Genomic DNA, 25,208 nt, shown 5'->3' with positions numbered 1-25,208 from the left:
TAAGTATCCGTATACTCGATCCGAAGATCGAAAAAATTGAAATTTATGCTACTAGGCCATTAAACCTAATAATACTTTTTATGTATTGTAATCAACAACGGTATATGAGGCATCAAAAGAATGTAAAAATTCCCTTAATGCAAAATAAAAAAGGAGAAAAGCTGGAAGAATTTTGGTAAATCCCCCAACAGATGTGTAAAAAACACGCACTGCCCCTACTCGCCTCAGGGTTGGCGAGGTATACTGGATTATTACTCTTTTTAATCCACTAATCTCGCGAAGCTGACAATGCAGAAATACGATATTAAAACCTTTCAGGGCATGATCCTCGCGCTGCAGGATTACTGGGGCCAACAAGGTTGTACTATTGTGCAACCCCTAGACATGGAAGTGGGCGCAGGTACTTCTCACCCAATGACATGTTTACGTGCTCTAGGTCCAGAACCAATTGCAGCAGCGTATGTACAACCATCTCGCCGACCAACTGACGGTCGTTACGGCGAAAACCCTAACCGTCTACAGCACTACTACCAGTTCCAAGTGATGCTAAAACCATCGCCAGACAACATTCAAGAACTGTACTTAGGCTCATTAGAAGTACTCGGTATCGATACTAAAGTGCACGACATCCGTTTTGTTGAAGACAACTGGGAAAACCCAACATTGGGTGCTTGGGGTCTAGGCTGGGAAGTTTGGCTAAACGGCATGGAAGTAACACAGTTTACTTACTTCCAGCAGGTTGGTGGCCTTGAGTGTAAACCTGTAACAGGTGAAATCACTTACGGTATCGAGCGTCTTGCGATGTACATTCAGAACGTTGATTCTGTTTACGACCTAGTATGGACTGATGGTCCTTTAGGCAAAGTGACGTATGGTGATATTTTCCACCAGAACGAAGTTGAGCAATCAACGTACAACTTTGAGCACGCTGATGTCGACTTCCTATTCACATTCTTCGATCAATGTGAAAAAGAATCAATCAAACTACTAGAGCTAGAGCAACCACTACCGTTGCCTGCTTACGAGCGTATTCTAAAAGCCGCTCATGCATTTAACCTATTAGATGCACGTAAAGCGATCTCTGTAACTGAACGTCAACGTTACATTTTGCGTATTCGCAACGTAACTAAACAAGTTGCTGAAGCTTACTACGCATCTCGTGAAGCACTTGGCTTCCCAATGTGTAAAAAAGACAAGTAAGGGATCGCCATGACACATAAGAATTTCTTAATCGAACTCGGTACGGAAGAGCTACCACCAACAGCACTACGTACCCTAGCAGAAGCTTTTGCTGCTAACTTTGAAGCTGAATTAAAAGCCGCAGATCTACCTCATGATGGTATCAAATGGTATGCCGCTCCTCGCCGTTTAGCCCTTAAAGTAACAGGTCTTGCTGAAAACCAGCCAGACAAAGTGGTTGAAAAACGTGGACCTGCGGTATCAGCAGCATTCGACGCTGACGGAAACCCAACCAAAGCTGCTCAAGGCTGGGCTCGCGGTAATGGTATTACGGTTGATCAAGCAGAGCGCATGGTTACCGATAAAGGCGAATGGTTACTGTTCAAGCAAGAAGTCAAAGGCCAACCCGCCCAAACACTACTACCTGAACTGGCTGCTGCTGCACTGGCTAAACTACCAATCCCACGCCCAATGCGTTGGGGTGATAAAGAAACTCAGTTTATCCGTCCAGTGAAAACACTGACCATGCTACTGGGTGACGAGCTAATCGAAGGCACTATCTTAGGTGTCGCTTCTGCACGTACTATCCGTGGTCACCGTTTCATGGGTGAAGCTGAATTTACTATCGATAACGCGGATCAATACCCTGCTATCTTAGAAGAGCGCGGTAAAGTAATGGCTGATTATGAAGCGCGTAAAGCGATCATTTTAGCTGATGCGAAAAAAGCGGCTGAAGCTGTTGGCGGTATTGCAGATCTTGAAGATGATCTTGTTGAAGAAGTGACCTCTCTTGTTGAGTGGCCTGTGGTACTAACAGCTTCTTTTGAAGAGGAATTCTTAAAGGTTCCTTCTGAAGCTTTAGTTTACACCATGAAAGGTGATCAGAAGTACTTCCCTGTCTACGATACGGAAGGCAAACTTGTGCCTAAGTTCATCTTCGTATCCAACATCATCTCTAACGATCCAAGCCAAATTATCTCAGGTAACGAGAAAGTGGTTCGTCCTCGTCTAGCGGATGCTGAGTTCTTCTTTAATACTGACCTTAAGAGCAAGTTGATTGATCGCCTGCCTCAACTAGAGACTGCGATTTTCCAAAAGCAATTGGGTACAATTAAAGACAAGACAGATCGTATTACTGAGCTTGCTGGCTACATTGCAGACAAGATCGGTGCTGATGTAACTAACGCAAAACGTGCTGGTCTACTGGCGAAATGTGACCTAATGACATCTATGGTATTTGAATTTACAGATACGCAAGGTGTAATGGGTATGCACTATGCACGTCACGACGGCGAAGCTGAAGATGTTGCACTAGCACTTAACGAGCAATACATGCCTCGTTTTGCTGGCGATCAACTTCCAAGCACACCTGTATCATCAGCCGTGGCTATGGCTGATAAACTAGATACGATTGTAGGTATCTTCGGTATTGGTCAAGCACCAAAAGGTAGTGATCCCTTCGCACTTCGTCGCGCATCGCTAGGTGTATTACGTATCATCGTTGAAAATGGCTACGACTTAGACTTAGTTGATCTAGTCGCGAAAGCGCACTCACTATTTGGTGACAAGCTAACCAACAACAACGTTGATTCAGATGTCATTGAGTTTATGCTTGGCCGTTTCCGTGCATGGTACCAAGATGCAGGCTTTAGTATTGATGTTATCCAAGCTGTGCTTGCGATGCACCCAACTCAACCAGCCGACTTTGATAAGCGTGTTAAAGCGGTAAGCCACTTCCGTGAGCTTGATGCTGCTGAGTCACTAGCAGCAGCGAATAAGCGTGTTGGTAACATCCTTGCGAAGTTTGACGGTGAGCTCCCAACTACAGTTGATAACAGCCTACTTGTTGAAGCTGCGGAAAAAGAGCTAGCTGAAAAAGTTGAAGCGGTTGTAACAGCCCTTGAACCTGTCTTTGCTACTGGCGATTACCAAACAGCACTGACAGAACTTGCTTCACTTCGTGAGCCTGTCGATGCATTCTTCGATAACGTAATGGTGATGGCTGATGACGAAAAACTTAAAGTTAATCGTCTAGCACTACTTAACCTACTACGTAACCAATTCTTGAAAGTAGCAGATATCTCTCTACTGCAAAAATAAGGTTACTGACGTTATTAAAAACCACGCTCCGGCGTGGTTTTTTTTCGCCTTGATTCTGCTGTATCTTATCTATTGTTTCATGTGGAACATCTTTTTACTTATATTAAATACGCGTACAACCACCTTGATATACAGTGAAATCCACAGCACCGACCATCACCAACCGATAATATTTCAACTTTTTCTGAACCGAACAATACGTTATGTTACGCTCAATAAGCCATCATATTGATAGCACTTACATCAAGAACTAAATATCGACACTGAGGTTGTAAACGTAATGGACTTTTCGCGCTTTGGTAATAAGTTTGCAGGTGATTCTGGGATCACTCTATTAATGCAAGATCTCAACAATGGACTCACCAATCCCAATGCCATCATGCTCGGTGGTGGAAATCCAGCGCAAATCCCAGCCATGAATCACTACTTTACCGAGCTATTAAAAGACATGGCAATTACAGGTGAGCTTACCGCGTCGATGACTAACTATGATGGCCCACAAGGTAAAGATCGCTTTCTAGATGCGCTTGCTGCACTGTTACAGCAACAATACGGTTGGGAAATTAGTTCGAAAAATATTGTCTTAACCAATGGCAGCCAAAGTGCATTCTTTAGTTTATTTAACTTGTTGGCTGGTGACTTTGATAATGGCAAAAAGAAGAAAATATTACTGCCGTTATCGCCAGAATACATTGGTTACGCAGATGCCGGTTTAAGCCCTGATATGTTTATCTCGTACCAACCTACGATCAGCATGTTGGATGATGGCTTTTTTAAATACCATATCGATTTTAGCAAACTCGTCATCGATGACAGCATCGCAGCAATTTGTGCTTCTCGTCCTACTAACCCGACTGGCAATGTACTTACAGATAAAGAAATTGAACATTTAGCAGCACTGGCTAAAGAGCACCAGATCCCATTAATTATCGACAATGCTTACGGCTTACCCTTCCCTGATATTATCTTTGAAGAGGTAACACCGTTTTGGGATCACAACACCATTCTGTGTATGAGCTTATCCAAACTTGGGTTACCCGGTGTCCGATGCGGTATCGTGATTGCCAATGAAGCCATGGTTACTGCTTTGTCTAACATCAATGGTATCGTCAACTTAGCGCCTGGTAGTATTGGCCCTGCGGTGGCAACGAAAATGATCCACCAGCAAGAACTATTACCACTGAGCCAAAACGTGATTAAGCCGTTTTATCATCAGAAGGTGCAACGCGCCGTTGAATTACTGCGCCAAGCTATCCCCGATCCTCGATTTAAAATTCACAAACCTGAAGGCGCTATCTTCTTATGGCTATGGTTTGAAGATTTACCGATCACCACGAAAGTACTGTATCAACGCTTAAAACAACGTGGCGTACTGATCGTGCCTGGTGAATATTTCTTTATCGGATTACAAGATGAGTGGGCACATAGCCATGAATGCTTACGCATGAACTATGTCCAAGATGATGAAACAATGCAGCGTGGTATTACGATTATTGCAGAAGAAGTCGCTAAAGCTTACGCAGAATAACTGCCCTTTTAGCGAATATGGATAAATAAAAAACGCCGCTATCACTAGCGGCGTTTTTATTGAGCTTGAAAGCCAAACTATACGTTTGTGCTACACGTCAAGGTTAGCAACTTTCAGTGCATTCTCTTCGATGAAGTTACGACGAGGCTCAACTTGATCACCCATTAGACAGGTAAACAGTTCATCCGCTGCAACCGCATCATTGATCGTTACTTGCATCATGCGACGAGATTCAGGATCCATTGTTGTTTCCCAAAGCTGCTCTGGGTTCATTTCACCTAGACCTTTGTAGCGCTGTAGAGAAAGACCACGACGTGATTCTTTGTTCAGCCACTCCAACGCATCTTTAAAGCTTGAAACCGCTTGCTTACGCTCACCACGTTGAACAAATGCAGTATCATCAAGTAAACCGTTTAATGCTTCAGAAAGATCAGCGATCTTCGCGTACTCTTTTGAATTCAGTAAATCAAAGCTGAGTAAGTATTCGTGATCAACACCGTGAGTACGAACCACAACTTTAGGTAGGTACACATTGTTTTCTTCATCACGGATGACTTCGAAGCTGTACTGACTTTCACCAGATTGTTTAGCATTAAGTGCAGCAATCAATGGTGTTAACCATGCTTCTACTTGTGCTTCTTCAGCCATCATCTCTGTACTTAAACGAGGTTGGTATACAAACTCATTTAACATCAATGATGGGTAGCGACGACTCATACGCTCAATTAACTTCATACCTGCATTATATTGAGTAACAAGACTTTCTAATGCTGTACCCGTCATTGCAGGTGCGCCATCATTGGCAAACAATGATGCGTTATCCAGTGCCAATGTCGTTTGGTACTGGTTCATATCTTCATCATCTTTAATGTATTGCTCTTGCTTACCTTTCTTCACTTTGTAAAGTGGTGGCTGAGCAATATAAATGTGACCACGTTCGATCAGCTCTGGCATTTGACGGTAGAAGAAGGTCAATAGTAGCGTACGAATGTGCGAACCATCGACGTCGGCATCGGTCATGATGATGATGTTGTGGTAACGCAGTTTATCTGGGTTGTACTCGTCACGACCAATACCACAGCCCATTGCCGTGATAAGTGTTGCCACTTCTTGTGAAGACAGCATCTTGTCGAAACGGGCTTTTTCTACGTTAAGGATCTTACCTTTAAGCGGTAGGATTGCCTGATTTTTACGGTTACGTCCCTGCTTGGCTGAACCGCCAGCAGAGTCCCCTTCCACAATGTAAAGTTCAGATACTGCAGGATCTTTTTCCTGACAATCTGCAAGTTTACCAGGAAGACCTGCTAAATCTAATGCGCCTTTACGACGTGTCATTTCACGGGCTTTACGTGCCGCTTCACGCGCGCGTGATGCATCAATGATTTTGCTACATACGGTTTTCGCATCACTTGGGTTTTCTAATAAGAATTCCGCCAGCTTTTCGTTCATTGCAGATTCAACAGCCGCTTTGACTTCACTTGAAACTAGCTTATCTTTGGTCTGGCTAGAGAACTTAGGATCCGGCACTTTAACAGAAACAACTGCAGTTAAACCTTCACGTGCATCATCACCTGATGTCGCTGCTTTCGCTTTCTTCGAGTAGCCTTCTTTATCCATGAACGAGTTCAGCGTACGTGTTAACGCACCACGGAACCCCGCTAAGTGCGTACCACCATCACGTTGAGGGATGTTGTTCGTAAAGCAGTAAATATTTTCTTGGAAACCATCGTTCCACTGCATCGCAACTTCAACTGAGATACCGTCATCACGCTCACTATCAAAGTGGAAAACCTTCGGATGAATTGGCGTTTTGTTACGGTTTAAGTGCTCTACGAATGCGCGAATACCACCTTCATACATGAAGTGATCTTCTTTACCTTCTTCACGCTCATCACTTAAGTTGATTGATACGCCAGAGTTTAGGAATGAAAGCTCACGTAAACGCTTTGCTAGAATATCGTAGTGGAATTCGATATTGGTAAAGGTGTCTTCACTTGGCCAAAAGCGGATTCGTGTACCGGTTTTTTCAGTATCACCGATCACAGCCAATGGCGCATCAGGTACACCATGACGGTACACTTGTTGGTAAATATGGCCACCACGTTGAATAGTTAGCTCTACTTTTTCAGATAAGGCGTTAACAACTGATACACCTACACCGTGTAGACCACCCGATACTTTGTAAGAGTTATCATCGAACTTACCACCGGCGTGAAGTACCGTCATGATAACTTCTGCTGCTGATACACCTTCTTCTTCATGCATCTCGGTTGGAATACCACGACCGTCATCGCTTACCGATACCGAACCATCTTCATGGATAGTAACAATGATATCTTCACAGTGACCAGCAAGAGCTTCATCGATAGAGTTATCGACAACCTCAAAAACCATGTGGTGCAAGCCAGTACCATCATCGGTATCACCGATGTACATTCCTGGGCGCTTACGTACCGCATCGAGGCCTTTAAGCACCTTAATGCTTGATGAATCGTAATTATTGGACATTGAGTTACTCTCGCTTTAATTATCCTGCGGTTATTTTACCGTGTTCCACATGGAACAACTTGCCATTTTCATCAAGCATATCGGCAACTTGATCGTCACTAATAGCACTGATAAAGACTTGGGCGTTCGTTTCCTTTAATCGTTGCGCTAGCAACGCTCGCCTGTGGCTATCCAATTCGGAAGCAAAATCATCAATAAGGTAAATACATTGTTTGCCAGTCGCTTCTGTAAGATGTAAACCTTGCGCTAAGCGCAAAGCACACACCATCAATTTCAGTTGTCCACGAGACAACACGTCCTCAACAGGCGTACCGGCAACCTTTATCCGTAAATCAGCTTTGTGTGGCCCACTTACGGTATAGCCGAGTTGGCAATCACGTTCAAAATTGCGCTGCAACAACTCAGCATAAGGTGTTTCTTTTTCCCAGCCTCGGTAAAAGCCGAGTTGAATATCAAATTCAGGGAGAAAAACCTGAAATATCTCTGCGGCTTTTTCTTTTACCGCAGAAATGTAATCTTTACGCCATACACTTATTTCTTCTGCCAATAAGGCAAGCTCTTGATCCCAGTAACTGAGCTCTCGATAACTGCGGGCAGTTTTTAATAAGGCATTACGTTGTTTGGTTAATCGCTTTAAGCGCGCCCATGCATTATAGAACTTAGGTTCAACATGAAACACACCCCAATCGATAAACGCTCGGCGGTATTTAGGACCGCCGATTAATAAATCAAATCCTTCAGGGGTTATCAACTGTAATGGCAAAATCTGCGCAAGTTGTGCCAATTTTTGATTGGACTCCCCTGCTATTTTAACGTCAGTTGTCCCATCACGTTTTTTGTTGATCCCAATCGGCAGCATTAACTGAGTTTGGTTATCAACTACTCGGCCATGAATAAACAGCTCGGCCTGTTCATGACGGATCACTCTGCTCGTTAAGTGGCTACGGAACGAACGCCCATGACCTAAGTAATGGATAGCTTCCAATACACTGGTTTTGCCACTACCGTTAGCACCCACTAAAAAGTTAAAACCAGCAGCTAATGCTAAATCGCACGATGCAATATTACGAAAGTCGTGCACCATCAAACGAGTAAGTGCCATACCTATAGTCTGATAGGCATCACCACATACATGGCTTCATCGTTAGTGGCATCTTCAATTAACGACGGCGCATTAGCATCAGATAATGACAAACGAACTTGATCGCATTTAAGGGTGTTTAATACATCCAACACGTAGCTCACATTAAAACCAATTTCTAAGCTATCGCCTTGGTAATCAACATCAAGAAACTCTTCCGCTTCTTCTTGCTCTGGGTTGTTTGCGGTAATACGCATCTCACCATTAGACAAGTTAACCCGCACACCACGGAATTTTTCGTTTGATAAAATCGCCGCACGAGCAAATGCATTACGCATCTCTTCACAGCCAGCTTCAACAAACTTAGTGCTATTTTGTGGCATAACGCGACGATAATCAGGGAAGCGTCCATCAACTAATTTAGATGTGAAGACAAAGTTGTTCACTGTTGCGCGAATATTTGAATTACCAATTTGAATGTTGACTAACGATTCGGGGTTATCAAATAGACGAACCAACTCTAATACCCCTTTACGCGGTACGATAATTTGCTTCGTTGGTAATTCATGGCCTGTATCAATCGCACACACCGCCATACGGTGGCCGTCAGTTGCGACTGATCGTAAATGCTGACCATCAGTTTCAAACAACATACCATTTAAGTAGTAACGAACATCTTGGTTAGCCATTGAAAACTGCGTGCTATCAATCAACTGACGCATACGGCCTTGTTCAAGCGTAAATTCAACTTCGCTTTGCCAATCTTCAATATTTGGGAAATCAGCAGCAGGCAGTGTGGTTAATGTATAACGGCTACGGCTTGAACGAATAAGTACGCGATCACCTTCGTAACTCACCGAGATAGTGGCATTACTTGGTAAACCACGACAAATATCGAGGAACTTACGAGAAGGTACAGTAACCGTACCGGATTCATAATCCCCTTCAAGGGCAACCTTGGCGATAAGTTCAACTTCAAGATCGGTACCCGTCATCGACAAGCAACCATCTTCTACTTTCAACAAGATATTACCTAAAATAGGCAATGATGGACGACCACCAAGTGCCGCAGCAACTTGTTGTAAAGGCTTTAATAAATATTCGCGTTCGACGGTAAATTTCATATCAAGACGACAATGTTCTAATTAGGTTTGAATAATCTTCTTTAATATCGTGGCTCTCTTCACGCAGTTGCTCGATCTTACGGCAAGCATGAAGCACGGTAGTATGATCGCGGCCACCAAAAGCATCACCGATCTCAGGAAGACTGTGGTTGGTCAATTCTTTTGCCAGTGCCATTGCCATCTGACGAGGACGTGCAACACTGCGAGAACGACGCTTAGACAACATATCTGCCATCTTTATTTTATAGTATTCAGCAACAGTCTTCTGAATATTATCTATCGTGACCAGCTTTTCTTGCAGTGCTAGTAAGTCACGCAATGCTTCACGAACAAAATCAATCGTGATCGCACGACCAGTGAAGTTTGCATTGGCAATAACACGGTTCAATGCCCCTTCTAATTCGCGGACATTTGAACGAAGACGCTTGGCAATAAAGAACGCCACTTCATCAGCCAGACGAATATTATGATCTTCCGCCTTCTTCATTAAAATAGCAACGCGTGTTTCAAGCTCTGGCGGCTCAATTGCCACCGTTAAGCCCCAACCAAAACGTGATTTTAATCGATCCTCAACCCCGTTAATTTCACGCGGGTAACGATCTGAAGTCAAAATGATTTGCTGATTACCTTCTAATAACGCATTAAAGGTATGGAAGAACTCTTCTTGAGAACGCTCTTTATTAGCAAAGAATTGAATATCATCAATCAATAATGCATCAACGCTACGGTAATAACGTTTAAACTCTTCAATCGCATTATTTTGTAAGGCTTTGACCATATCCTGCACAAAACGTTCTGAATGCATGTAAACCACTTTGGCGTTCGGTTTACGATTAGCAATCGCATTACCGACCGCATGCAATAGGTGCGTTTTACCTAACCCGGTACCGCCATATAAAAACAATGGATTATACGCCGCTCCCGGATTATCAGATACCTGACGACACGCCGCTAAACCTAACTGGTTAGATTTACCTTCAACAAAATTATTAAAATTATGTTTTGGGTTGACGTTAGAACGGTATCCACCTGGCGATTCATTTTGCACCGGAGAAGGCGCAGACGCTGGCTCATGGTGGACGGCTGGTTGAGGTTCTACTTCAGGTTTTGATTTTGGCAAAGTAAAAACAGGAGGCGCAACTGGCTGCGGCGGTGCTGCAACAGGTTTGCTCCCAACTTCAAAATGCAGGCTCGGTGCATCTGCACCACAAAACTCATTAAGTAGACGATTGATGTTATTAAGATATTTATCGCGAACCCAATCTAATACAAATCGATTAGGAGCAAATAATGTCAAAGTATGATCATTTAATTCAGCCTGAAGCGGACGTAGCCACATACTGAATTCTGTCGCAGGGAGTTCTTCTTGAAGGCGTTGAAGGCACTGCAACCATAGCGAAGATGACAAGGTAGACTCCACACTGAATAAACAAAACATAAAAGGAAGATAATTTTATACTCGCTGAACAAGGATCACCAGTAAAGAGATCGCAGATCCAGTGAATAAGATCGAACTTATGCACATAGATCGCACAACAAGATGTAAGATCAGCACAAATTAACCCACCATTACCCACAGCTATATTAACACAGCTAGCACAAAGATAAGTCTTTCATTCCCCGTTTAATGCTATTTTTACTTAAGAATGACCATTTTATCATCGCCAATTATCATCCACAGGGAAAAGTTTTCATTGTGGGTAACCTTTTCTATCAATTTCCTCGCTCAGACAGACAAAAAAGACATGATGACACACGGTAATATGCTAGCAATTAAACAAATAGTTATTTCAGATAGCTGTTAATTATTATTTAGTGCCAAGACAGAATTGATTACGCACATAAAACACGACGAATAAAAGGTAAATATCGAATAAAAAATGGGATTACACCGACCATGGTTGCCACTACACGGGTTGCATGTTCTACCACCAGCGTTATGGCAGAAACTATGGTAAAAGTCGGTATGTCAGGACGTTATTTCCCTTTTACATTTGTTAGTAACGACAAATTACAGGGATTTGAAGTCAACCTATGGAATGAGATAAGTCAACGTAATGACTATAAGGTTAAATTTGTTATCGCGAGTTTCTCTGGATTGTTTGGACAATGATAAACAGGGCGTATTGATACTATTTCAACCAAAGGGCTTGATAACAATACCAACCCAATAATAATCACGACCCCACCATTGATAGTTTAGCCCAATAGTGGCTCTCTCTTATCTTTCATTCCATCAGCACAACGGATCATCATTATGGGTTTTGATTTTGATTTTAATTTTTACTTGGTTACGGCTTACCTCAGATCATACCAAGCTTGGTCGGGCTAGATGCATTTAGCGCAGCCGTGATGAGTCTTAGCCTGCATTATGCCGCTTACATGTCTGAAAGTATTCGTGCTGCAATTATAATAGGGGGTGATCGAAACCAACGCTTATCCAGCAGCGCTCTTAGGCGGTTAACAACAACGTATTAGCATTGGTCAAGCAATGGTATTAGACGCTGAATGATTGTTACTTGATGAGCCAACATCAGTGTTGGATCCCCCTATGGGTAAATGAAGTATTAAGCTTGATCAATCAATTAGCGCAACAACAGCAAACCATGTTGATCGTTACTCATAAATTACAGTTTTCCCGTGAAGTCGCCGATAGCGTGATCGTCATCGCTGACGGCGAATTTGTCGAGCAAGGACCACCACACCAGATCTTCAGTCAACCTAAGGATCTACGGCCACAAGCGTTCTGAACACAAATTGAGATCCAATAAGGATCCTTGAACTTCGGCTAATAAAAAGTATAATGCAGCGCCCGTTGCCAGTTACACGTATATTTATTGACTCTTTGTTAGTCAGTGATTACAATTCCGCCTCTTTGTTAGAGGTGTTTGACTAATTTAAGTCAAAGACTGGTAACACACTTAAAAACTGATCAGTTAATTTAAGGTAACAAAATGTCTAAACGTACTTTCCAACCAACTGTTCTTAAGCGTAAGCGTACTCACGGTTTCCGTGCTCGCATGGCTACTAAGAACGGTCGTGCAACAATCAATGCACGTCGCGCTAAAGGCCGTAAGCGTCTTTCTAAGTAATCATCGACGATTATTTTGAAGAACTACGCTTTTTCTCGGGAGTTACGCTTGTTAACTCCCGAACATTATAAAACTGTCTTCCAGCAAGCTCATCGTGCTGGCTCTCCTCACTTAACTATTCTTGCCCGTTCTAACGAACTAAACTGCCCCCGTCTTGGTCTGGCTGTTCCAAAAAAACAGATTAAAACTGCTGTAGATAGAAATCGCTTTAAACGCATTGTGCGTGAAAGTTTTCGTCTGAAACAACATCAGCTTCCAGCAAAAGACTTCGTAGTGATTGCAAAGAAATCAGCTAACGAGTTGAGCAACGAAGAACTCTTCAAGTTGTTAGATAAGTTATGGCATCGCCTGTCTCGCCCTTCGCGTGGCTAGTCGTTGGACTAGTCCGCTTTTACCAAATGGCAATCAGTCCTCTCCTTGGGCCACGATGTCGTTTCACTCCGACCTGCTCTCAATATGCGATCGAAGCTGTAAAAATGCATGGAGCGCTAAAAGGTTGTTGGTTAGCGGCGAAACGTCTATTAAAATGTCATCCTTTAAATGACGGTGGTTACGACCCCGTTCCGCCTACTAAGCATAACGACAGAGAACATTAACTATGGGTTCCCAACGTAATATTCTGTTAATTGCCCTACTTTTTGTCTCATTCTTATTATTTCAACAATGGAATGCTGACAAAACTCCTAAGCCTCAAAGCCAAGGTGTAGCGCAACAATCGACACAAAGCAGTGATATCCCGTCACATTCTGCTGAAGGTCAGCCTCTAACTGATCAAACTAGCTCACAAAACTTAATTACCATAAAAACGAATGTACTGGAATTAACAGTCGATACGCTTGGTGGTGATGTAGTTGATGCTAAGCTGCTAAAATACAACAACACACTCGATTCAAAAGACCCGTTTGTACTGCTTAATGATACAGATGGTCATGAATACATTGCACAATCAGGTTTAATCGGCCCGAATGGTGCTGATTCTCAACAAGGTGGCCGTGCGCAATACAGCGTAACAGCAAAAGACTTTGTAATGGGTCCTGATCAAAATGAATTACGTGTACCGATGACATTTACTAAAGATGGCATCAATTACACCAAAACATTTGTTCTTAAGCGTAATGATTACGCTGTTAACGTTGATTACACCGTTGCGAACAACACTGATAAAGCAGCAAGCGTGCAGATGTATGCACAGCTTCGTCATAAGCTAAGTGATTCAGGCGGTAGCCTAACTATGCCTACTTACCTTGGTGGCGCATATTCTGCAAACGATACTAAGTACAAGAAATACAGTTTCGACGACATGAAGGAGAAGAACCTTGATGTTGCTGCGAACGAAGGTTGGGTTGCTATCATGCAACACTACTTTGTTTCTGCTTGGATCCCACGCGATGGCGCAGATCAAACGTCTCAAGTTTACTCTACAACTAGCAACGGTAACGGCTATATTGGTGTACGCATGCCAATCGAAACAATTGCACCTGGTAAGAGTAAAGAAATCAAAGCAACACTTTGGGTCGGTCCTAAGCTACAAAACGAAATGGCTGCAACGGCGAAGAACCTTAACCTAACAGTTGATTACGGTTGGTTATGGTTCATTGCTAGCCCGCTACACAAGCTATTATCATTTATCCATAGCCTTGTGGGTAACTGGGGTATTGCAATCATCATCCTAACGTTTATCGTTCGTGGTGCGATGTATCCACTAACAAAAGCGCAATACACGTCGATGGCTAAAATGCGTATGCTTCAGCCTAAGATCCAAGCAATGCGCGAGCGTCTAGGTGATGACCGTCAACGTCAAAGCCAAGAGATGATGGAACTGTACAAGAAAGAGAAAGTTAACCCACTGGGTGGCTGTCTTCCTATCTTACTACAGATGCCAATCTTCATTGCACTGTACTGGGCATTAATGGAATCGGTTGAATTGCGTCACGCGCCATTCTTCGGTTGGATCCATGACTTGTCAGCACAAGACCCGTACTACGTGCTACCTATCTTAATGGGTATCACTATGTTCTTTATCCAGAAGATGAGTCCGTCAACAGTGACAGACCCTATGCAGCAGAAGATCATGACCTTTATGCCGGTTATGTTTACTTTCTTCTTCCTGTTCTTCCCTTCAGGTCTAGTACTTTACTGGTTAGTGTCAAACATCGTTACACTGATCCAGCAAACGATTATTTTCCGTGCCCTTGAGAAAAAAGGCTTACACAGCAGTAAAAAAGCGAAGTAATCTTCTCTAGCACTAAAAAGGCGACCCTCGGGTCGCCTTTTTTATTTGCATTACTCGGACTTTAGTACGAATATTATTGGTTAAAATTTAATCTTTCTATGGCAGAGCCCGGCACGACATTATGAATCCAGATTTAAAGACAGCAGCACTCCCTGATTACGGTTGGTCATCATTTATCGCCACTCCCTTACATGAGCTTCTTGCCTTCATTCATGGCATCGTGGGTAACTGGGGCGTCGCCATCATTATTCTAACGTTGATTGTCCGTGGCTTAATGTATCCACTAACTAAAGCGCAATACACATCAATGGCTAAGATGCGTATGCTGCAACCGAAAATCCAAGCGATGCGTGAGCGTTTCGGCGACGACCGCCAACGTCAAAGCCAGGAGATGATGGCGCTGTACAAGAAAGAGAAAGTTAACCCATTGGGTGGCTGCTTACCTTTGCTAATACAAATGCCCATTTTTATTGCGCTTTATACCGTATTGAATCTATCTACAGAGCTGCGTAACGCGCCCTTTTTTGGGTGGATCCAAAACTTATCAGCGCAAGACCCATACTATGTACTGCCGATTTTAATGGGTATCACTATGTTCTTTATCCAAAAGAATAACCCCTCTACCGTCACTGATCCCATGCAAAAGAAAATCATGACGTTTATGCCAGTAATATTCACGGTTTTCTTCTTGTACTTCCCTGCTGGACTTGTGCTGTACTGGTTAACCTCCAATATTGTCACCTTGATCCAACAAACCATTATTTTCCGTAAATTAGAACAGCAGGGCTTACATAGTCGAAAAAAGACGAAGTAAGAGAATATTTGCACTGAGGTGGCTTTTTAGCCACCTTTTTTATTTGCCTAATTAGGTGTTACACGCAACACTAGTTTACAATTCCCCTGTTTTTATCAAGCAAAGCCAAGGTTATGAATCAACACATCGATACTATCGTCGCTCAAGCGACACCGCCGGGTCGTGGTGGCGTCGGCATCATCCGCGTTTCAGGTCCTAAAGCCAAAGAGGTTGCGCTTGCTGTTGCAGGTCGCGAACTGAAAACGCGTTACGCTGAATACCTTCCTTTTAAAAATGAAGATGGCACCGCACTGGATCAAGGCATCGCCCTCTTTTTTAAAGGCCCTAACTCATTTACTGGCGAAGATGTGTTGGAACTCCAAGGTCATGGTGGCCCTGTACTGATGGATATGATGATCCGTCGTATCTTAAAAATTGACGGGATCCGTGCAGCACGTCCTGGTGAGTTCTCAGAGCGCGCCTTTATGAACGATAAGCTCGATTTAGCGCAAGCAGAAGCGATTGCCGACTTAATTGATGCAAGCTCTGAAGAAGCGGCAAAGAGTGCGTTTAAATCACTGCAAGGGGCATTCTCAACCAAAGTAAATGAACTGGTTGAAGCCTTGATCCATTTACGTATTTTTGTAGAAGCAGCAATTGATTTCCCAGAAGAAGAAATTGATTTTCTTTCTGATGGTAAAGTCGGTGGTGATTTAAATGGCATTATCGAGCGCTTAAATGCAGTACGTAAAGAAGCCAACCAAGGCGCAATTATGCGTGAAGGCATGAAAGTCGTCATTGCGGGTCGCCCTAATGCAGGTAAATCTAGCCTGTTGAATGCTCTATCTGGTAAAGATAGCGCGATTGTGACAGATATTGCAGGTACGACTCGTGACGTATTGCGTGAGCATATCCACATTGATGGCATGCCACTGCACATTATTGATACCGCAGGTTTGCGTGAAGCCTCTGATGAAGTAGAGCGCATTGGTATTGAACGTGCGTGGGATGAAATTGAGCATGCTGATCGCGTTCTGTTTATGGTTGATAGCACCACGACAGATGCGACCGATCCCAAAGAGATCTGGCCTGATTTCATTGAACGTCTGCCGGCTGATATGGGTTTAACTGTGATTCGTAACAAAGCAGAGCTTACCGGTGAACAAGCGGGTATCTGTCATGCCAATAATCCAACCTTAATTCGATTATCAGCACGTACAGGCGATGGCGTAGATGCCCTACGTGAACACCTAAAACAATGTATGGGTTTCTCTGGCACCACTGAAGGCGGCTTTATGGCTCGCCGTCGTCACTTAGATGCCCTAGAGCGTGCCGCTGAGCACCTCGATATTGGTAAAGAGCAGCTTGAAGGCTTTATGGCAGGTGAAATTCTTGCTGAAGAGTTACGTCTTGCTCAACAACACTTAAGTGAGATCACCGGTGAATTTACATCGGATGATTTACTCGGTCGTATCTTTACCTCGTTCTGTATTGGTAAGTAAATACTAACCATTGATAACAGAAACAAGAAAACGTCATATATCTTTGATATATGACGTTTTTTATTATTTTTTATATTAGCTTTTCGGCGCTTTAGGATAATTAATACTGATATATTCTGGCTCTTCAATACCCGCTTGTTGGTTTAATACTCGGGTCAATGCAAAATAGTAGTTCACTAACAAGTTAGTAAAGCGCGGTAAGGTCTCTGGTACATTTTTACCCGAAGCGTCCACTAACACTAATTGACGAACCACTTTCTTCGCTAAACTTCGACATTGATGCAACAGCACAACCGAACCAACACCACGAGGCAAAACAAAGCGTTTATTGTTATCCGTCACCTGATCTCGGAAATGGTGGTAATCCGATTTGAGTTTCTCGATATCAGTTTCAAAAATCCCACATTTTCCCCGAATAGAACCATTGAGATGGAACAGATGTGGCTGTAACCATGCTAATGATTGGCGGATCTCCCCCTCTTCAAGTTGAGATAATGCCAGCCCTGTATAGGTGCATAATTCATCGGTTAGAATTTCAAAATCACACAAGGGGGAGTCTTCAAATATAAAGGGATAAGCCAGCTCATCAATATCACCTGAGAACTTTAATGTCATTGGTACCACCTTAAGATAACGAATCCTGCGATATTAACAGAGTGATACACGACTGTAATTGACAGCATAATCAAAATCGCTAACTATGACGCCACCTTTTGTTCGCCCAAGGAAGAGCGACAAGCAGCCTTTATCATGCTTTCGATGACTATTATGCGCCAATTTTTTCATGCTTTTTCACTGTGTACCATATTACTACTCAGCAGCCCAAGTAATGCTGAACAAGCAACAACCTACCCGCTTACAGTAATGGATGCGACTCAAAAAATGGTCTCTCTCAACAACCCACCATTGCGTGTATCATCAAAAAGTATGTTCAGTGATCAGGTATTAATTGAATTACTACCAGCTCATCAAATCACAAGCTTAAGTCGATTAAGTAACGATCCGACTTACTCTTTGATCGCTAATAAATTACCGCCAACAATCCCACTATTGGATCTGAATATTGAACGCACTATCGCTAACCAACCTGATTTACTGATTGCAGCCAATTGGAGCGACCAACAAAAAGTGAATATCCTGCGTCAAGCAGGTATCAATGTTTTTGTATTTAATACCGTATATACATTAGCTGATATTGAAAAAAACATTCTCATGTTAGGTAAATTAGTTAATCAAAACCAACGCGCTCAGCAGTTAGTCGAGACGATGGATCGTAAATTAAAACAACACGTCATCATTCCCAAGCACCGACTTACCGCCGTTGAATACACCCCATGGGGCGCATCAAGCAACCGCCAATCAACCATTAATACCATTTTTGAGCAAGCAGGCTTAATCAATGCCATTGCTGCAACCCAAGGGGATAAATACGGTCAAGTACCACTGGCAAAAGAGCAGTTATTACTTATCAATCCTGATGTCATTATTGTTCCTGGAACCTGTGGTAAAGATACCAATGATAGCAGTAACACCTTTCGTCAGGAGTTATTAAACGATCCTTCACTACAACAATTAAACGCCATAAAACACCACAAAGTGATCTGTTTGCCTCAAGCACTACGTTCAACAGATAGCCAGTATATTGTTGATGCCATTATCTATTTAAACCATCGCGTTTATGGTAAACCTCATGCCTAAATTAGCAACTTCCTATCAGTGGTTACTGACGAGCGTCATCTTTATTATTACTGTTATAGCGTATCTCAGCTTAGGCTCTGTCTCTATCCCAATAACAGATATCACAGGTCTGCTACATACTTATCTCGTCCAAGGTAGCCACGCAGCAGCGGAGCAATATCCACTCGCCAATGCTATCGTGCTCCATATTCGCCTCCCCCGTGCTTGTGCCGCCATATTAGCGGGTGGTGCATTAGCCCTTGCTGGTGCTTGTAGCCAAGGATTATTTAAAAACCCCTTGGCCAGCCCTGATATTTTAGGGATCAGTGCCGGTAGCAGCTTTGCTGCTGTTATCGCCATCGTCACAGGGATCAGTGCCACAGCTATAGGTTGGCTACCTCTTTTCACGACTATTGGCGCACTTACTAGCGCTTTATTGGTGTATATGCTCGCGGCTAAATCTCACCAACAAGGACTATTTATTATCTTGGCAGGTCTCGCAGTATCAAGCTTGCTAGGAGGCTTAACCATGGGCGTATTACTGACTGCACAACAATATGAGATCAGCGAGTTTGTCTTCTGGACAATGGGAGGATTAGACTCTCGCATCTGGCAACAGTTGCTATGGCCCACACCGATCATTGTTATTGCAGCAATCGTGCTGTTACGCCATGGCCAAGTTTTAAACTTGCTGGCTTTAGGTGAACAAAATGCCCATGGTATGGGCGTTAATGTCAGGCGCAGCCGATTCACATTACTGGTATTAACCACCGTACTCACCGCAATGGCTATTGCGGTAGCAGGCCCGATTGGCTTTATCGGCTTAATCGTACCGCATTTGGTTCGCCTTCTTTTAGGACCAGATAATCGACGGTTACTGCCATTTTCAGCTATTTTCGGCGCTTTATTTTTATTACTGTGCGATCTTCTAGCGCGAACCGTGATCGCTCCCAATGAATTGAAAACAGGGATCATTACCGCCGTGATTGGTGGCATTTATTTTATTGCCCTATTGATCCGTAGTCAGTACCAAGGGATAGCCCAATGAATACGATCATTCAAGCCAAACACCTTTCTTTTCAGCAAGGAAACAAGCCGTTATTAACCGATATCAATTTCACAATTGGCGCAGGTGAACTGGTTGGGATTATTGGTCCAAATGGTGCAGGAAAAAGTACATTATTAAAGTGTTTAGCGGGCTATTTGACGCCGTCATCTGGCGAGATATTTCTCAAAGAAAAACGACTTTCCAGTTATCGTCACCAACAACGTGCACAGCACATGAGTTATCTCCCCCAACATACAGAGCCAGCGTTCGCTTTTTTAGTCAAAGATGTAATTGATTACGGCCGCTATAGCCACAACAACCCAATAAGTGACAAAGAGTTTAATAGAATCATCCATCAATTAAACATTGAAAAACTATTAAATCAACCACTTAATCAACTATCGGGAGGAGAACAACAACGTGTACACTTTGCTCGTCTATTACTTCAAAACGCTGATTGTATGTTACTGGACGAGCCCACAGCCAGCCTAGATATCGGCCATGAATCTGAGTTAATGAATATCCTCGCAGCGCAATGCCAACAAGGCAAAACGGCGCTGGTGGCAATTCACAACCTCAATACTGCACTTGAGTTCTGCGATCAGTTATTACTTTTACAGCAGGGTGAATTAATTGCCTTTAATACCCCAGATAACGTATTAACTCCTTCTCGATTACATCAGTTATACCAAGATAACATCACGATTTGTCGCCACCCAACATCCGATAAACTTTATCTGACGCCACGAAGAAAATAGATCCTTTCTTTCATCATAAAACGATAGGATCGACCTGTTTGTTATGATCATAAGCCTGTGATTAAAATATCAAGATCGTGTGGGTAAGATCATTAGTGATATATTATCCACAACAGTATGATCTCCAATCTAAGATCATCTATCTACTTTATAACTCGACCTTTTCTTATAAAGTACCCACATATTTTCCTCTTAATTAAGACTTAATTTGCTGGTGGATATCAGTTAGCCATAGATAAGTGAATAAAATGGCGATAACCTACAGCAAAGAATATCTAATTGATGATAAAAATCATCGAAATTAACAATCAACACGAGCTAGATCTTTGCTAATTCAAAGGCTCTAGCTTTTTCTATCTATATAAAGGATAACTATGAGCTCACTTAGCCTTATTACCGGTAGTACTTTAGGTGGCGCTGAATATGTCGCCGATCATTTAGCAGAATTGCTCGAAGATAATGGCCACCAAGCTGAAGTCATCAATCAAGCAGAGTTTTCAGAGCTCGATCAAGACACTATCTGGCTAATCATTTGCTCAACTCACGGTGCTGGCGACTATCCTGATAACTTTTTGCCATTTGTAGAGCAACTCACTCAACAACAACCCACACTGAGCGGTGTTAAATTTGCTGTCATTGGGCTTGGTGATAGTAATTACGATACCTTCTGTGCGGCAGGTAAGAAAATAGAAGGATTATTACTTTCTTTAGGTGCAAACCAGATCGGTGAACGTCTTGATATTGATGTTTCAGAGACACCAGTGCCTGAAGAGCCTGCTGAAGCATGGTTTAATAACTGGAAAAACTTAATTACTGATTAAAAAACCATCAATAGTTACTCAGTTTCCAGCTTATTTCGATCTTTTTTCTGTGGATAACTATAGATCTAAACGGTGATCAACCCATAGTTATCCATTTAATAACTTATATGACTTCCTCCCCCTGTGCATAAGTGGCTTTTTTGATCCCAGCCTATACACGATCAGATCCAAGCTCCTGCACAAGAAATGATCCTTCTTAAATACATGATCATTAGGATCATTTGTCGGTTATCCACACGATCGTACGATCCTAATAGTAGATCTAATAGAAGATCTCTTTAAAAAGATCTTATATATATTTAAAGAGCGTAATTAAACTGATCAAATGATCTTGATGAAATATTCTCTCTTGCACAGAAAAAGGATAGAATGTCCGCCCTTTGCTCGAGTTAACTCACTGGCTATTTAAATACCTGAGGAAGTTCCATGTTTTACCAGGAAAAATTTGATGTCATCGTTGTGGGTGGTGGTCATGCAGGCACAGAAGCCGCATTGGCAGCAGCCCGAATGGGACAAAAAACCTTACTGTTGACCCATAATATCGATACGTTGGGCCAAATGTCGTGCAACCCAGCTATTGGCGGGATCGGGAAAGGACACCTGGTTAAAGAAGTTGATGCCCTTGGTGGATTAATGGCGCAAGCCATTGATAAAGGTGGTATTCAATTTCGTACACTGAACTCATCGAAAGGTCCTGCAGTACGTGCGACTCGTGCTCAAGCAGACCGCGCATTATACAAAGCAGCTGTTCGTAACGTATTAGAAAACCAAGAAAATCTAATGATTTTCCAACAAGCCGTCACTGATTTAATTGTTGAAAATCACCGTGCTGTTGGTGTTGTAACGGAAATGGGCTTAAAGTTTCACGCCAAAGCCGTTGTGTTAACTGTTGGTACTTTCCTTGGTGGTAAGATCCACATTGGTATGGAAAACTACAGTGGCGGACGTACTGGTGATCCTGCATCGAATGCCCTCGCGGATCGTCTACGCGAATTACCATTACGTGTTGATCGCTTAAAAACAGGTACTCCTCCACGTATTGATGCGCGCAGTGTTGATTTCAGTGTGCTTGAAGAGCAGCACGGTGATAACCCGACACCAACATTTTCATTTATGGGTAAGTCGTCGGATCATCCACGTCAAATCCCATGTTTTATTACTTACACCAATGAACGCACACATGACGTGATCCGCAATAATTTGGATCGTAGCCCAATGTATGCCGGTGTTATTGAAGGAATTGGTCCACGTTACTGTCCTTCGATTGAAGATAAAGTGATGCGTTTTGCAGATAAAAATAGTCACCAGATCTTCATTGAGCCGGAAGGCTTAACGACAAATGAATTATATCCAAACGGGATCTCCACCAGCTTACCGTTTGATGTACAAATGCAAATTGTTCGTTCAATGAAAGGCTTTGAGAACGCAACCATTATGCGTCCAGGTTATGCGATTGAATATGATTTCTTTGACCCTCGCGATCTAAAACAAACCTTCGAAAACAAATATATCGATGGTCTGTTCTTTGCAGGACAAATTAACGGTACGACAGGTTACGAAGAAGCGGCAGCACAAGGCTTAATGGCGGGTATGAACGCCGCGCTTCAAGTTCAAGATAAAGAAGGCTGGAGTCCTCGTCGTGATCAAGCATACATGGGCGTATTGATTGATGATCTATCAACGATTGGTACTAAAGAACCATACCGTATGTTTACTTCTCGTGCCGAATACCGCTTATTGCTTCGTGAAGACAATGCTGATTTACGCTTAACCCCAATGGGTCGTGAGTTTGGTTTAGTTGATGATGCTCGCTGGTCTCGTTTCAATCAAAAAATTGAAAATATGGAACTTGAACGTCAACGTCTGAAAGATATTTGGATCAATCCAAAATCGGATCATGTTGATGAATTAAACAAAATTCTTAAAGCGCCGATCGCTCGTGAAGCGAGTGGTGAAGATCTTCTTCGTCGTCCTGAAGTGACTTACGAACAACTGACAAGCATCGAAACATTTGCACCAGCGCTTGACGATATTGAAGCGCGTGAGCAAGTTGAGATCCAGGTGAAATACCAAGGTTATATTGATCGTCAGCGTGATGAAGTTGAAAAATCCCTGCGTCATGAAACTACTAAGCTGCCATTTGATATTGATTACAGCAATGTTAAAGGCCTATCGAATGAAGTAGTGGTAAAACTTAATGATGCAAAACCTGAATCAATTGGTATGGCATCACGTATTTCAGGTATTACCCCTGCTGCGATTTCGCTGTTATTGGTTTATTTGAAAAAACACGGCTTATTAAAAAAAGGCGAATAAGGGCTAAACAATGAAACAACGATTAGTACAACTTATCGCCCAAACTGAACTGCAGGTCACAGAACAGCAACTTGACCAGCTGATCGGTTATGTAGAACTGCTGCACAAATGGAATAAAGCGTATAATCTGACGTCAGTCCGTGATCCTAACGAAATGTTAGTTAAACATATTATGGATAGTATTGTCGTCAGCCAGTATTTAGATGGCGCTAGTTACATTGATGTTGGAACAGGACCGGGACTGCCAGGTATTCCGTTGGCGATTATGTGTCCTGATAAATCATTTACCTTGTTAGATAGCTTAGGTAAACGCATCCGTTTTATTCGCCAAGTGATCCATGAGCTAAAAATTACCAATGTGACGCCAGTACAAAGTCGCGTTGAAGAGTTTGAAGCCGGTGATGGCTTTGATGCAGTGTTAAGTCGTGCGTTTGCTTCAATGGCCGATATGGTTAACTGGTGCCATCATCTACCAAAATCAGGTGGTCATTTCCTCGCATTGAAAGGCCAATATAACGAGCAAGAAGCGGCAGAACTGCCTGAATGGTGCTCAGTTATAGAAGTGAAATCTTTACAGGTTCCTGATTTAGAAGGTGAGCGTCATCTAGTAGTCTTGACGGCAAAGGATTAATTGTTGAGGTTTTCTTGTGGGAAGAATCATAGCGGTAGCAAATCAAAAAGGTGGTGTGGGTAAAACCACCACCTGTGTAAATTTAGCAGCATCCTTGGCTGCAACCCAACGTAAAGTATTAGTGGTTGATCTTGATCCACAAGGTAATGCAACCATGGCCAGTGGGGTTGATAAATACCAAGTTGATGCCACCGCTTATGATCTTTTGGTCGAGGAAACGCCATTTAATGACGTTGTTATAAAAGAAACGACGGGGGGCTATCATTTGATAGCCGCTAATGGTGATGTCACTGCTGCTGAAATAAAGTTGATGGAAGTGTTTGCCCGTGAAGTGCGTCTACGTACTGCACTTGCCAAGGTTCGTGATGACTACGACTATATTTTTATTGACTGTCCCCCTTCGCTAAACTTACTCACCATTAATGCTATGACAGCGGCGGATTCCGTATTAGTGCCGATGCAATGTGAGTATTTTGCTCTTGAAGGCTTAACAGCATTAATGGATACCATTAGCAAGTTAACAGCGGTGGTGAATAGTGAACTTAAAATAGAAGGTTTACTGCGCACCATGTTTGATCCTCGGAATAGATTAGCTAACGAAGTCTCTCAACAGCTGAAAAAACACTTTGGTGACAAAGTGTATCGTACCGTTATTCCACGCAATGTCCGTTTAGCAGAAGCGCCAAGCCATGGTCGTCCTGCGATGTATTACGATAAGTATTCTAGTGGCGCTAAAGCCTATTTAGCGCTCGCGGGTGAAATGATTCGTCGTGATGAATTAGCATTACAAACGGTGACTTCTGAGGACGCATAAGGC

21 protein-coding genes and 3 pseudogenes are annotated in these 25,208 nt (G+C 42.8%); 19 read left to right on the top strand and 5 right to left on the bottom strand.

The window, feature by feature from the left end; genetic code table 11:
• Window positions 1-288 precede the first annotated feature (288 nt).
• The 3 genes from glyQ (at window position 289) to C9J46_RS16930 (ending at window position 4,807) form a co-directional block, all read left to right on the top strand.
• The gene (glyQ, locus tag C9J46_RS16940) at window positions 289-1,200 is read left to right on the top strand and encodes a glycine--tRNA ligase subunit alpha (RefSeq protein WP_005372243.1); all 912 of its coding nucleotides are present in this window, start codon (window positions 289-291) and stop codon (window positions 1,198-1,200) included.
• A gap of 9 nt (window positions 1,201-1,209) precedes the next feature.
• Window positions 1,210-3,279: a glycine--tRNA ligase subunit beta gene (glyS, locus tag C9J46_RS16935; protein WP_107261418.1), complete on the top strand. Its 2,070-nt coding sequence runs from the start codon at window positions 1,210-1,212 to the stop codon at window positions 3,277-3,279.
• A gap of 280 nt (window positions 3,280-3,559) precedes the next feature.
• The gene (locus C9J46_RS16930; protein WP_107291265.1) at window positions 3,560-4,807 is read left to right on the top strand and encodes a valine--pyruvate transaminase; all 1,248 of its coding nucleotides are present in this window, start codon (window positions 3,560-3,562) and stop codon (window positions 4,805-4,807) included.
• 90 nt (window positions 4,808-4,897) lie between these two features.
• Here the strand turns inward: C9J46_RS16930 and gyrB are convergent, their stop codons facing one another.
• The 4 genes from gyrB to dnaA are packed head-to-tail and all read right to left on the bottom strand — an operon-like array spanning window position 4,898 to window position 10,928.
• Window positions 4,898-7,315 carry a DNA topoisomerase (ATP-hydrolyzing) subunit B gene (gyrB, locus tag C9J46_RS16925; protein ID WP_107208099.1) on the bottom strand — a complete coding sequence of 806 codons (2,418 nt, stop codon included), beginning with the start codon at window positions 7,313-7,315 and terminating at the stop codon, window positions 4,898-4,900.
• 19 nt (window positions 7,316-7,334) lie between these two features.
• A complete protein-coding gene (recF, locus tag C9J46_RS16920; protein ID WP_107247615.1) occupies window positions 7,335-8,417 on the bottom strand; it encodes a DNA replication/repair protein RecF in 1,083 nt (360 codons plus the stop codon).
• Window positions 8,418-8,419: 2 nt separating this feature from the next.
• Window positions 8,420-9,520, bottom strand: coding sequence for a DNA polymerase III subunit beta (gene dnaN, locus C9J46_RS16915; RefSeq protein ID WP_005372253.1), 1,101 nt, complete (start codon window positions 9,518-9,520; stop codon window positions 8,420-8,422).
• A 1-nt stretch (window position 9,521) separates the two neighbouring features.
• Window positions 9,522-10,928, bottom strand: a complete 1,407-nt coding sequence (gene dnaA, locus C9J46_RS16910; RefSeq protein ID WP_107208098.1) for a chromosomal replication initiator protein DnaA — start codon at window positions 10,926-10,928, stop codon at window positions 9,522-9,524.
• Between the two features lie 489 nt (window positions 10,929-11,417).
• Between dnaA and C9J46_RS16905 the strand changes: the two are divergent.
• From C9J46_RS16905 to mnmE, 9 genes and pseudogenes are all read left to right on the top strand, one after another.
• Window positions 11,418-11,627: pseudogene (locus tag C9J46_RS16905) on the top strand (transporter substrate-binding domain-containing protein); the annotation flags it as partial.
• Between the two features lie 173 nt (window positions 11,628-11,800).
• Window positions 11,801-11,989 (top strand): annotated as a pseudogene (locus C9J46_RS21835) (amino acid ABC transporter permease); the annotation flags it as partial.
• A 53-nt stretch (window positions 11,990-12,042) separates the two neighbouring features.
• Window positions 12,043-12,270: a hypothetical protein gene (locus C9J46_RS16895; protein ID WP_233217798.1), complete on the top strand. Its 228-nt coding sequence runs from the start codon at window positions 12,043-12,045 to the stop codon at window positions 12,268-12,270.
• 204 nt (window positions 12,271-12,474) lie between these two features.
• Complete coding sequence (gene rpmH / locus C9J46_RS16890; protein WP_005372258.1) at window positions 12,475-12,612, top strand: 50S ribosomal protein L34; 138 nt, start codon at window positions 12,475-12,477, stop codon at window positions 12,610-12,612.
• A 15-nt stretch (window positions 12,613-12,627) separates the two neighbouring features.
• Entirely contained in the window at window positions 12,628-12,984 is a 357-nt protein-coding gene (gene rnpA / locus C9J46_RS16885) for a ribonuclease P protein component (RefSeq protein ID WP_005372259.1), read from the top strand.
• Window positions 12,951-13,208, top strand: coding sequence for a membrane protein insertion efficiency factor YidD (gene yidD, locus C9J46_RS16880; protein ID WP_107291264.1), 258 nt, complete (start codon window positions 12,951-12,953; stop codon window positions 13,206-13,208). The genes rnpA and yidD overlap by 34 nt, the downstream gene beginning before the upstream one ends.
• Before the next feature lie 2 nt (window positions 13,209-13,210).
• Complete coding sequence (yidC, locus tag C9J46_RS16875) at window positions 13,211-14,845, top strand: membrane protein insertase YidC (RefSeq protein WP_107247616.1); 1,635 nt, start codon at window positions 13,211-13,213, stop codon at window positions 14,843-14,845.
• Window positions 14,846-14,999: 154 nt separating this feature from the next.
• Window positions 15,000-15,659 (top strand): annotated as a pseudogene (yidC, locus tag C9J46_RS16870) (membrane protein insertase YidC); the annotation flags it as partial.
• 113 nt (window positions 15,660-15,772) lie between these two features.
• Window positions 15,773-17,140, top strand: a complete 1,368-nt coding sequence (mnmE, locus tag C9J46_RS16865) for a tRNA uridine-5-carboxymethylaminomethyl(34) synthesis GTPase MnmE (protein ID WP_107208095.1) — start codon at window positions 15,773-15,775, stop codon at window positions 17,138-17,140.
• Between the two features lie 75 nt (window positions 17,141-17,215).
• Here mnmE and C9J46_RS16860 read toward each other — a convergent pair whose 3' ends face one another.
• Entirely contained in the window at window positions 17,216-17,755 is a 540-nt protein-coding gene (locus C9J46_RS16860; protein ID WP_107291263.1) for a cobalamin adenosyltransferase, read from the bottom strand.
• 135 nt (window positions 17,756-17,890) lie between these two features.
• Here C9J46_RS16860 and C9J46_RS16855 point away from each other — a divergent pair, with 135 nt between their 5' ends.
• From C9J46_RS16855 to C9J46_RS16825, 7 genes are all read left to right on the top strand, one after another.
• Entirely contained in the window at window positions 17,891-18,838 is a 948-nt protein-coding gene (locus C9J46_RS16855; protein WP_233217797.1) for an ABC transporter substrate-binding protein, read from the top strand.
• Window positions 18,831-19,865, top strand: a complete 1,035-nt coding sequence (locus C9J46_RS16850) for an iron ABC transporter permease (protein ID WP_107208092.1) — start codon at window positions 18,831-18,833, stop codon at window positions 19,863-19,865. The genes C9J46_RS16855 and C9J46_RS16850 overlap by 8 nt, the downstream gene beginning before the upstream one ends.
• Entirely contained in the window at window positions 19,862-20,623 is a 762-nt protein-coding gene (locus C9J46_RS16845) for an ABC transporter ATP-binding protein (protein ID WP_107287981.1), read from the top strand. The genes C9J46_RS16850 and C9J46_RS16845 overlap by 4 nt, the downstream gene beginning before the upstream one ends.
• 374 nt (window positions 20,624-20,997) lie before the next feature.
• On the top strand, window positions 20,998-21,444 hold the full coding sequence (gene mioC, locus C9J46_RS16840; protein WP_107208090.1) for an FMN-binding protein MioC: 447 nt from the start codon (window positions 20,998-21,000) through the stop codon (window positions 21,442-21,444).
• Between the two features lie 426 nt (window positions 21,445-21,870).
• Complete coding sequence (gene mnmG / locus C9J46_RS16835) at window positions 21,871-23,760, top strand: tRNA uridine-5-carboxymethylaminomethyl(34) synthesis enzyme MnmG (protein WP_107291262.1); 1,890 nt, start codon at window positions 21,871-21,873, stop codon at window positions 23,758-23,760.
• A gap of 10 nt (window positions 23,761-23,770) precedes the next feature.
• Window positions 23,771-24,391, top strand: a complete 621-nt coding sequence (rsmG, locus tag C9J46_RS16830; protein ID WP_107208088.1) for a 16S rRNA (guanine(527)-N(7))-methyltransferase RsmG — start codon at window positions 23,771-23,773, stop codon at window positions 24,389-24,391.
• 16 nt (window positions 24,392-24,407) lie between these two features.
• Window positions 24,408-25,205 carry a ParA family protein gene (locus C9J46_RS16825; RefSeq protein ID WP_105061258.1) on the top strand — a complete coding sequence of 266 codons (798 nt, stop codon included), beginning with the start codon at window positions 24,408-24,410 and terminating at the stop codon, window positions 25,203-25,205.
• The last annotated feature ends 3 nt before the right edge of the window (window positions 25,206-25,208 follow it).

Source organism: Photobacterium sp. GB-36 (genome assembly GCF_003026135.1).
In the GTDB taxonomy this organism is placed as follows: domain Bacteria; phylum Pseudomonadota; class Gammaproteobacteria; order Enterobacterales; family Vibrionaceae; genus Photobacterium.
This window is presented reverse-complemented; position numbering and strand designations above follow the sequence as displayed.

Excerpts from the sequence above, each read along its gene's own strand:
- glyQ (WP_005372243.1), top strand. The coding sequence starts at position 289 with ATGCAGAAATACGATATTAAAACCTTTCAGGGCATGATCCTCGCGCTG.
- glyS (WP_107261418.1), top strand. The coding sequence starts at position 1,210 with ATGACACATAAGAATTTCTTAATCGAACTCGGTACGGAAGAGCTACCA.
- C9J46_RS16930 (WP_107291265.1), top strand. The coding sequence starts at position 3,560 with ATGGACTTTTCGCGCTTTGGTAATAAGTTTGCAGGTGATTCTGGGATC.
- gyrB (WP_107208099.1), bottom strand. The coding sequence starts at position 7,315 with ATGTCCAATAATTACGATTCATCAAGCATTAAGGTGCTTAAAGGCCTC.
- recF (WP_107247615.1), bottom strand. The coding sequence starts at position 8,417 with ATGGCACTTACTCGTTTGATGGTGCACGACTTTCGTAATATTGCATCG.
- dnaN (WP_005372253.1), bottom strand. The coding sequence starts at position 9,520 with ATGAAATTTACCGTCGAACGCGAATATTTATTAAAGCCTTTACAACAA.
- C9J46_RS16895 (WP_233217798.1), top strand. The coding sequence starts at position 12,043 with ATGAGCCAACATCAGTGTTGGATCCCCCTATGGGTAAATGAAGTATTA.
- rpmH (WP_005372258.1), top strand. The coding sequence starts at position 12,475 with ATGTCTAAACGTACTTTCCAACCAACTGTTCTTAAGCGTAAGCGTACT.
- yidD (WP_107291264.1), top strand. The coding sequence starts at position 12,951 with ATGGCATCGCCTGTCTCGCCCTTCGCGTGGCTAGTCGTTGGACTAGTC.
- yidC (WP_107247616.1), top strand. The coding sequence starts at position 13,211 with ATGGGTTCCCAACGTAATATTCTGTTAATTGCCCTACTTTTTGTCTCA.
- mnmE (WP_107208095.1), top strand. The coding sequence starts at position 15,773 with ATGAATCAACACATCGATACTATCGTCGCTCAAGCGACACCGCCGGGT.
- C9J46_RS16860 (WP_107291263.1), bottom strand. The coding sequence starts at position 17,755 with ATGACATTAAAGTTCTCAGGTGATATTGATGAGCTGGCTTATCCCTTT.
- C9J46_RS16855 (WP_233217797.1), top strand. The coding sequence starts at position 17,891 with ATGCTTTCGATGACTATTATGCGCCAATTTTTTCATGCTTTTTCACTG.
- C9J46_RS16850 (WP_107208092.1), top strand. The coding sequence starts at position 18,831 with ATGCCTAAATTAGCAACTTCCTATCAGTGGTTACTGACGAGCGTCATC.
- C9J46_RS16845 (WP_107287981.1), top strand. The coding sequence starts at position 19,862 with ATGAATACGATCATTCAAGCCAAACACCTTTCTTTTCAGCAAGGAAAC.
- mioC (WP_107208090.1), top strand. The coding sequence starts at position 20,998 with ATGAGCTCACTTAGCCTTATTACCGGTAGTACTTTAGGTGGCGCTGAA.
- mnmG (WP_107291262.1), top strand. The coding sequence starts at position 21,871 with ATGTTTTACCAGGAAAAATTTGATGTCATCGTTGTGGGTGGTGGTCAT.
- rsmG (WP_107208088.1), top strand. The coding sequence starts at position 23,771 with ATGAAACAACGATTAGTACAACTTATCGCCCAAACTGAACTGCAGGTC.